The organism is Neobacillus rhizosphaerae, assembly GCF_050477885.1.
Lineage (GTDB): Bacteria > Bacillota > Bacilli > Bacillales > Cytobacillaceae > Neobacillus > Neobacillus rhizosphaerae_A.
The window spans coordinates 1-7,859 of the sequence record NZ_JBCNAC010000103.1 but is presented as its reverse complement, the minus strand read 5'-3'; the positions used below and the strand labels follow the sequence as shown (position 1 = coordinate 7,859).

Below are 7,859 nucleotides of genomic sequence, written 5' to 3'. Positions count from 1 at the left end.
AAAGTCGCTCTTTGACTTTACTTGCAGAAGAACATTTGACCCGAGCTGTAACAATCATCGCTTTATCAAGCCATGATTGTTACAAGATACTCAAGTTAGATTATTCAGGATGAAAACTGGCTAGGCGCTGGAGCTAGACAATTCTCGAAGTCGAATTTTATACATTCTTGTCATGTGAGCAAATACACCTTGTCCAAATTCCGGACAGGGTTTATTCTTAAAAGAGGAAAAAAAGAGGGAGAGATGGCTTTTGAATTGGACACAACATGCAGATAAATGGTTCTCTTTTTCAGAATTAGAAAAAGATTTAAATGACAAGTTAGTAGAGATTAAGGATAACGCAGGTCTGTTAGAGGATAGCTTCTATAAACATCTGGAATTCGGTACAGGTGGGATGCGCGGTGAGCTTGGACCTGGGACTAACCGTTTAAATACCTACACGATCCGCAGAGCTGCAGAAGGTCTTGCTCAATATATCGTGGAACAGGGCGAAGAAGCCATGAAACGTGGGATCGTGATTGCTTATGATTCTCGTCATAAGTCTCCTGAATTTGCGTTAGAAGTAGCCAAGACGGTTGGAAAGCACGGCGTGAAGGCGTATGTATTTGATGCGCTTCGTCCAACACCAGTCCTTTCCTATGCGGTTCGTTACTTACATGCCTTTTCCGGCGCTGTCATCACAGCGAGCCATAACCCTCCGGAATATAACGGCTTTAAAGTGTATGGTGAAGACGGCGGGCAGCTTCCTCCTGAAGCAGCTGACACGATTATCCGCTATGTGAACCTGGTTGAAAACGAGTTAGCGGTCGAAGTGGCTGAAGAGCAGGAATTGCTTGCAAGTGGATTACTGACTTATGTGGGCGAAGAAATTGACAACGCCTATGTCGAGCAGTTAAAAACGCTTCAACTGAACCCTGAAATCGTCGCTAGCGTGGCAAAGGAATTGAAAGTTATTTTTACTCCATTACACGGTACGGGGAACAAGCCCGTTCGTGCCGGTCTGAAGGCATTCGGATTTGAAAACGTAACAGTGGTGGCGGAACAAGAACTTCCTGATGCCAACTTCTCAACAGTGAAATCGCCCAATCCGGAGGAGCATGCAGCCTTTGAATTAGCGATTAAAGTAGGCGACGAAATCGGTGCGGACGTACTAATGGCAACAGATCCGGATGCAGACCGTTTAGGTGTAGCCGTGAAAAATAGTGCCGGCGAGTATACGGTTTTAACAGGGAACCAATTGGGCGCTCTTATGCTTGAGTACTTGTTATCACAAAAACAAGCGCAAGGAACATTGCCTGCAAATGGCGTCGTAATTAAAACGATCGTTACGTCTGAAATCGGTCGTGCGATTGCCGAGCACTACGGTGTTCAAGCGATGGATACACTGACAGGCTTTAAATTCATCGGTGAAAAAATCAATGAGTTTGAGCAGACCGGCGAGCACACCTTCCTATTCGGTTACGAAGAAAGCTACGGCTATTTGATCGGTGATTTCGTCCGTGATAAGGATGCCGTTCAATCAGCGATTTTTGCGGCAGAGGTAGCGGCATATTATAAATCAAAAGGCATGACCATGTTCGAAGGTTTGCTGGCGATTTTTGAAAAATACGGTTTCTATCAGGAATCACTTCAGTCGATTACCTTGAAGGGTAAAAACGGCGCGGAGCAGATTGTTAGTTTGATGGAGACATTTAGAGCGGAAAGAATGAGTGAAGTGGCTGGAATCGAAGTTGCGGCGATTGAGGATTATGCTACTTCTATCCGAGTGGCTGATGGCGCTGAAAGCCAGATTGACCTCCCTCGTTCGAACGTGTTGAAGTACCACTTAGCAGATGGATCTTGGTTCTGCTTACGTCCTTCAGGCACGGAGCCAAAAGCAAAGTTCTACTTTGCGGTGAAAGGTACGTCATTAGAGGACAGCCAGCTGAAGTTGTCTTCCATTCAAACGGCGGTTATGAACAGAGTTCAGGAAATTGTAGGATAACTTGGTTTGAGCCCTTGTCTATTTTTGTAGGCAAGGGTTTTTTAATGGAAAAAGACCTCGTACAACGCTAAAGCCGCGCTTCCCAAGCCAATGAAAATAACAAATACGATGACGTCCCGTTTTTCTTTTTGCACCGTTTTCTTTTTATTAAGCTGCTCCCGGTAGATTTGCTGGGCTCTTTGTTGCTTAAAAGCAATGTGATCTAACTGCCTCATGGTTTATCACCACCTATATAGGTCTTTATAATTATGACGATTCTACTAGGGAGTTGGTTACAGGGGGTGTGAAAAATAATTTTTCTTTTTCCTAACGGGAAACAGACCTCCTCTCTCCCTCCAACTCCTCCCTTCTTTTCCTCAAAATGTACCATTTACTATATATATACTAGGATAGTAGAATGAAGCAGTATGTACTAGATATATAGGGGGCAAATAAATGAAAAAGACATTACAGGCTGTGGCCTTGGTTACTGGTTTAACGCTACTTTCTTCACCTGTTTCATCCTTTGCTGCAACCAGTAGTACAACGGTTGCTAAGTACCAAAATCAATGGGTAAAAAAAGGTAGCTACTGGACTTACTACAATGCGAGCGGGGCACTCCAAAAAGGCTGGCTCCTTCTAAATAGTAAGTGGTACTTCTTTGATGCATCAGGCATCATGAAAACGGGCTGGGTTCAAGTCAACAACAAATGGTATTATTTCACTACAAGTGGCGCAATGAAAACAGGTTGGGTCTATGTTTCAAATAAATGGTATTACCTTGATAACTCCGGCGCAATGAAAACAGGCTGGCTAAAGATTGGTCCAGATTGGTACTTCTTGAATTCAGACGGATCAATGAAAACGGGCTGGTTAAAAATCGGTTCAGACTGGTATTTCTTGAATTCAAACGGATCAATGAGAACGGGTTGGTTACAATCAGGCGGCAAGTGGTACTATTTAAATCTTTCTAGCGGAAAAATGGTACTTGGTTGGAACGTTATTAATGGAAAAACATATTTCTTCTATAGCACAGGCATGGCAACCAATACAACGATTGAAGGAAAAGTCATTGGTGCGGACGGAGCTGTGATCGTAGAAAATAACACATTAAAAAAAGTTTCTGATCTGGCTGCTCCATACGGCGTGACAGTGAAATTTGACGCAGAATCAGATGCCTATGATTTATTTTATGGTGAGGAATCGATCGGATTCGTCATGCCGGACGGGTTAATTATGGGAGCCCCTGCATACGGAGACCTATTTAATAAATTAGCTCTTGCGGTAGGAATTCCATTAACAGAAACAGAGTTAAATGACTTAGTCGCTCAAGCTAAGCAAAATGGTGAAGTCGAGGCTGGACAAGTCTATATCTACATTAACAACGACGAAGACACATACATGATCACTTGGGGATCTGAAGGAGAATAAGTTTTTTGTTTTTGGTTAAGGCCCTTTGATAAAAGGGGCCTTTTTTTGGTTGGGGACAGTCCCCCGGCACAGTAAAGCAGCACCGTACTGGGGGACTGTCCCCCCAAAAATTTTTCCCTAGCCTGTCTTTTTCGCCTCTAACTCACTATATAAAGGGTGAAAGGAGGTGAGCGAGATGGCACAAGCGTTATTAGAAGGGACAAAGCTTCGAATGGTGTTTGAAAACGGGATAGATGAAGAAGGAAATCCAATTCTTCGTGCAAAAACGTTTAGCAACGTGAAAAGCGGAGCAACCACTGACCAGTTGTTTCAGGCTGCACAAGCAATCAGTGTGTTATGTAATGACACGCTGAACAAAGTAGAGCGCAATGACAGCACTAATATTATTGCGTAATAACTCTTATGAAATTAATGAATGGAGGTGATTAGAATGGCAAAAACATTGGAGTTGGAATTCGGTACGGAGCTTGGAAAGACCGCACGAATTTCGGTTGAAAATCCAAAAGAGCCGGTCGATGAAGAAGTCGTGAAGCTATCGATGGCACAGATCATCGCAGCCGACGTATTTTCCACTAATAGCGGAAAGCTTGCTGACGTCAAAGGAGCAAGAATCGTCGAGCGTAATGTAACAGATTACGAGCTAGTTTAATGCTAGGATAAGGGACAGTCCCCCACTGCTTTAGCGCAGTGGGGGACTGTCCCTAGAAAGGAGTGAGCACTCGTGGAACAAATCATTCCGCTCATCAGTGAGGTGGGATTCCCCATAGTTGTCACCCTGTATCTGCTTTATCGAATTGAGTCGAAGCTAGATATGGTGGTCCAATCAATACAGAATCTTCCCGATCGCATGAAGGCATGATCACCTGAATCAGAACCACTTAACTCTTACAGAGGTTGGGTGGTTTTTTTATATTAATAGAAATTCTTTTTCTTCCGTTCTTCTTCAATCATAGCTATGTAAATTTCTGTCTCATGTTCTACTTCCGACTCCACGCCATCCGCCATGACAAGTTTAGAGCGATTTCTTTTCCATTTTTTTATAATAAAAAATAATAGAATAGAGACGACTGCTAATAAAAGAAATGGTGTCATCCAAAGCGTAAGATTAAACCCTTTTGCGGGAGGATACAGTAACGCCTGTACGCCTAGTTCGTTTTCATAATAGTCTAGGATTCCCTGTCTCGTCATCCCTTTATCGAACATCTCCGCTACATCTTTATAGTATTCCTGCTTGACCGCACAGGATGACAGATCGTCGTTGCTGTGTCCATCCATCGCCAGCATGCTCACTGTAGCCCTAAACTCTGGGTCACTGTAACTAATGCTAGTCTTCGACTTCGCTTCTATATTCGCAAGGTTTACTGTCGTCACCATGATAAGAAGGAACAACCCCATTACTACTACCAATCGCTTCATATTTTACACCTCCATGAAAATCGATACCTATTAAGGCTACATTAGCTTACAAATCTGTGGCGGGCAATACGATTTCCAGCTTTCATAAAAGATTCGTAGAATAGGTTCAATATAGCCCAAAAGGGTCATTTTCGGTTGATATGAAGCTATTTATAATGCATTTTCAGGATTTTAAAAAGATGGACTACAACCTCTTTCCCATTTCATTTTCTAAATCTATATAAAAATGAGAGCACAGCTGGAGTGATTGCATATTTAATATTGGGGTCAGCCCCCCGCTGCTTTAGCGCAGTGGGGGACTGTCCCCATTTTGATTTCGTCTAGCACGTCATTAATTGCTAGTAACTCATATAGGAGCACGATTTCCGGTTGGATAATGTGATGGTCTTGCTCTCCATTTTGTTCCTTCTGTTCCATCTGAGCATCACGAAACTGTTTTACCAGCTCTTTAACTAACTTGTGATGAGAATCAGGAATTCCAAATGGTTGATGACAAAGGATTGCTTTCAAGGAGTCAATTGTCGCGAGTATTACTTGTCGATTTTCCTCTGTAAGTGACAGTTTATTTGCAGAAAGAGCCTTTAAATTCCCTAAATGATAAATCAATTGGTGCAATGCCATTAACTTTTTATATTCGTAGTGGAAGATCCTCACTTGGTCACGAGTAAACGGGTGATACCTCCATTCTTCTTTCTGGTATTTACACAGTGTTTCAATAGTTTCTATATCTTTTTCTAGCTTCCTAAATTGTAAGGTTGTTTCCTTATGGAGCGGCTGATAACTCAAAATTTCCTGCCCTCTTTTTTCAAGGAAAGAACCTACTTCGTTAAAAAGCTGTTGGATATTTATAATAATGTTCTCCGAATAATCTGGACGAATCACAAGGAGATTGACTAAGGAAGATACTATTAAGCCTGTGGTGGTTGTTCCCAGTCTTACCAAAAAAGAAACTACATATTGATCATGGACGGTAGAGATCATCGCGACCCCTGTTAGTGTAGCAACAACAATCCCATCATGTAGCCGAAGAGCATTACAGGTGATAATGGTTCCTAAAGCAACCAATGTATAGGTAAACGGCGTATCCCCTAGGGCAAACGTAAAAAGCACCGAATACGCTGCACCAATCGCAGAAGCAGGAAATCGAATAAATGCCTTTTTTATAGAGTCATGAACGGTCGGTTCTATCGTGACGATTGCTGTGATGACAGCGAACATCTCCGGCCATTTTAACAAGTAACAGATAACTGACGTTAACAGGACGGCAATTCCTGTCTTAACGATCCGTCCACCAACAAATTTATTCCTTTTTAGAAGCCCCATAATACCTACCCTCTTCGAGCCTAGTTCTTTATATTATATCGTACTCTAACGAAATATGGGCCATTCACACCATTTCTTAATGTTGTGGGGACAGTCCCCCACTGCTTTAGCGTAATGGGGGACTGTCCCCAGTATTTTTATTGTCTTTTTCGGCAATACTCTTTTATAGGAGAACATTAGATTAGAAGCTTGATATGTTGGGGAGAGTGGAAAAGGTGGAGAATCTTCATTTTATGTTTAGTGAACTTTCGGTGTTGAAGAAAAAAGATCTGGACGAATGTAACGAGGAGCTTACAAACAATAGCCATAATGCGATTGTAAGAAAAGCGTTGATGGTGTATAGATCAGAGTTGCTCGAATGTCTTGAGCTGTATGATCGTTATCTTGATGTTAAATAATTGAGGAACATAAAAAGGAGGGCTTGAAGCCCTCCTTTTTGTTTGTTTGAAACGAATAGTGATTAATCAGTCAAAAATTTATATCTTAAGACAGCAGCCAATCCCGCACCATGCTTGAATTCGCCTTGGCTAATCAATTCCTTTAATTCTTCCATTGAAAGATAATGCAGCTCAATTTGTTCGCTGCTTTCTAAATTTTGGACAGAAGGAGTTAAGCCGGCTGCGGCAAACAAGAAGATTTCCTCTGTTGTCGAGCCTGGAGACGGATAAAAGCTGCCTAAATCCAGCCAATGCTCCGCTACAAAACCTGTTTCTTCCTCAAGTTCTTTTTTGGCACTGTCGATTGGAGTTGGGTCGGTGGAGTCAATCATCCCAGCCGGAAGCTCCCATTCCCAACTTTTGATGGCATGGCGGTATTGTTTTAGACAGATGACTTCTTTGTTTTCCGTGATGGGAATCACGCAGACTCCTTTTGCAAAATCCAAATAGGAAAAAGTCTTTTCTTCGCCGTTTGGCAAGACCACCTGATCAATCGCAATCCCAAACCTATCCACCTTTGCAGAAGTGGAGTTTTTTACTTTCCAGACCATGTTAGTTCCTCCTTTTAATTGAATTGATAAGTGTTGTTTCTTAATAATTCTTCCCCATTGCATATCCAGTCATCTTTAAATACTCGGTAATCGTGATCATGATACTCTTATTGTTGCTCCACCAATGCGCTTTATCAAAATGAGGGTCCTTTGCGCTAGCATAATAAAGCTTGATCTTGCTAGTTTTAAAGTCACGGTCAAAAATCATTTTGACGCGTTTCATATGAAAATTGGATGAAACAACAATGGCAGAGTGAATGGGATAGGACTTTATGATCTGCCTGGTAAATTCCGCATTTTCATAGGTACTGTCGGCACGGTCCTCTAGAATAATTGCACTTTCTGGTACACCGAGCTGGAGGGCGTGATCTTTCATTAACTGGGCAGCAGTTACATCGTTATAAGTAATCCCACCTGAAATGACAAAGTATTTACCATAGCCCTGATGATATAGCTTTGCCGCCTTTTCCACCCGTTCCCCTTTGTCTCCGCTTAACACAATAATCGCATCTGACTTTTGGATTTTTTCGTCAACTACAAGAAACTTCCCTGCGTTAACAACAGCAAAAACTAGCAGAATCACAAAAAATAAAGCTACAAAAAGACCCCATCTTCGTTTGACCATGACCTCTCCATCCTTACCAATTTACTAACTTTCACTATATCCTTTCCGACGGTCAACTTCAAACAAAAAGGTGGGGTCAGTCCCCCGGCGCGCTAAAGCGCTGGGGGACTGTC

At 42.3% G+C, this 7,859-nt stretch carries 11 protein-coding genes; 6 read left to right on the top strand and 5 right to left on the bottom strand.

All coding sequences use genetic code 11. The features are described from left to right. Positions 1-250 precede the first annotated feature (250 nt). Positions 251-1,984 carry a phospho-sugar mutase gene (locus ABES03_RS13840; RefSeq protein WP_430117841.1) on the top strand — a complete coding sequence of 578 codons (1,734 nt, stop codon included), beginning with the start codon at positions 251-253 and terminating at the stop codon, positions 1,982-1,984. A gap of 41 nt (positions 1,985-2,025) precedes the next feature. Here ABES03_RS13840 and ABES03_RS13835 read toward each other — a convergent pair whose 3' ends face one another. Further along, positions 2,026-2,199 carry a hypothetical protein gene (locus tag ABES03_RS13835; RefSeq protein WP_430117840.1) on the bottom strand — a complete coding sequence of 58 codons (174 nt, stop codon included), beginning with the start codon at positions 2,197-2,199 and terminating at the stop codon, positions 2,026-2,028. A gap of 220 nt (positions 2,200-2,419) precedes the next feature. Here ABES03_RS13835 and ABES03_RS13830 point away from each other — a divergent pair, with 220 nt between their 5' ends. From ABES03_RS13830 to ABES03_RS13815, 4 genes are all read left to right on the top strand, one after another. Continuing rightward, positions 2,420-3,394, top strand: a complete 975-nt coding sequence (locus ABES03_RS13830; protein WP_430117839.1) for a hypothetical protein — start codon at positions 2,420-2,422, stop codon at positions 3,392-3,394. 175 nt (positions 3,395-3,569) lie between these two features. Next, positions 3,570-3,788 (top strand): DUF1659 domain-containing protein, encoded by a 219-nt coding sequence (locus tag ABES03_RS13825; RefSeq protein ID WP_430117838.1) that lies wholly within the window; start codon positions 3,570-3,572, stop codon positions 3,786-3,788. 36 nt (positions 3,789-3,824) lie between these two features. Beyond that, positions 3,825-4,043 carry a DUF2922 domain-containing protein gene (locus tag ABES03_RS13820; protein WP_309867653.1) on the top strand — a complete coding sequence of 73 codons (219 nt, stop codon included), beginning with the start codon at positions 3,825-3,827 and terminating at the stop codon, positions 4,041-4,043. 72 nt (positions 4,044-4,115) lie between these two features. Beyond that, entirely contained in the window at positions 4,116-4,253 is a 138-nt protein-coding gene (locus tag ABES03_RS13815) for a YvrJ family protein (protein WP_308082283.1), read from the top strand. Positions 4,254-4,306: 53 nt separating this feature from the next. Here the strand turns inward: ABES03_RS13815 and ABES03_RS13810 are convergent, their stop codons facing one another. Beyond that, complete coding sequence (locus ABES03_RS13810; protein ID WP_430117837.1) at positions 4,307-4,810, bottom strand: cytochrome c-type biogenesis protein CcmH; 504 nt, start codon at positions 4,808-4,810, stop codon at positions 4,307-4,309. Between the two features lie 267 nt (positions 4,811-5,077). Beyond that, positions 5,078-6,133, bottom strand: coding sequence for an aromatic acid exporter family protein (locus ABES03_RS13805; protein ID WP_430117836.1), 1,056 nt, complete (start codon positions 6,131-6,133; stop codon positions 5,078-5,080). A 215-nt stretch (positions 6,134-6,348) separates the two neighbouring features. Between ABES03_RS13805 and ABES03_RS13800 the strand changes: the two genes are divergently transcribed. Then, complete coding sequence (locus ABES03_RS13800) at positions 6,349-6,531, top strand: hypothetical protein (protein WP_430117835.1); 183 nt, start codon at positions 6,349-6,351, stop codon at positions 6,529-6,531. A 62-nt stretch (positions 6,532-6,593) separates the two neighbouring features. Here ABES03_RS13800 and ABES03_RS13795 read toward each other — a convergent pair whose 3' ends face one another. Both ABES03_RS13795 and ABES03_RS13790 read right to left on the bottom strand, forming a co-directional pair. Further along, positions 6,594-7,121 (bottom strand): NUDIX hydrolase, encoded by a 528-nt coding sequence (locus ABES03_RS13795; protein ID WP_430117834.1) that lies wholly within the window; start codon positions 7,119-7,121, stop codon positions 6,594-6,596. Positions 7,122-7,161: 40 nt separating this feature from the next. Then, positions 7,162-7,746, bottom strand: a complete 585-nt coding sequence (locus ABES03_RS13790; protein WP_430117833.1) for a YdcF family protein — start codon at positions 7,744-7,746, stop codon at positions 7,162-7,164. Positions 7,747-7,859 lie beyond the last annotated feature (113 nt).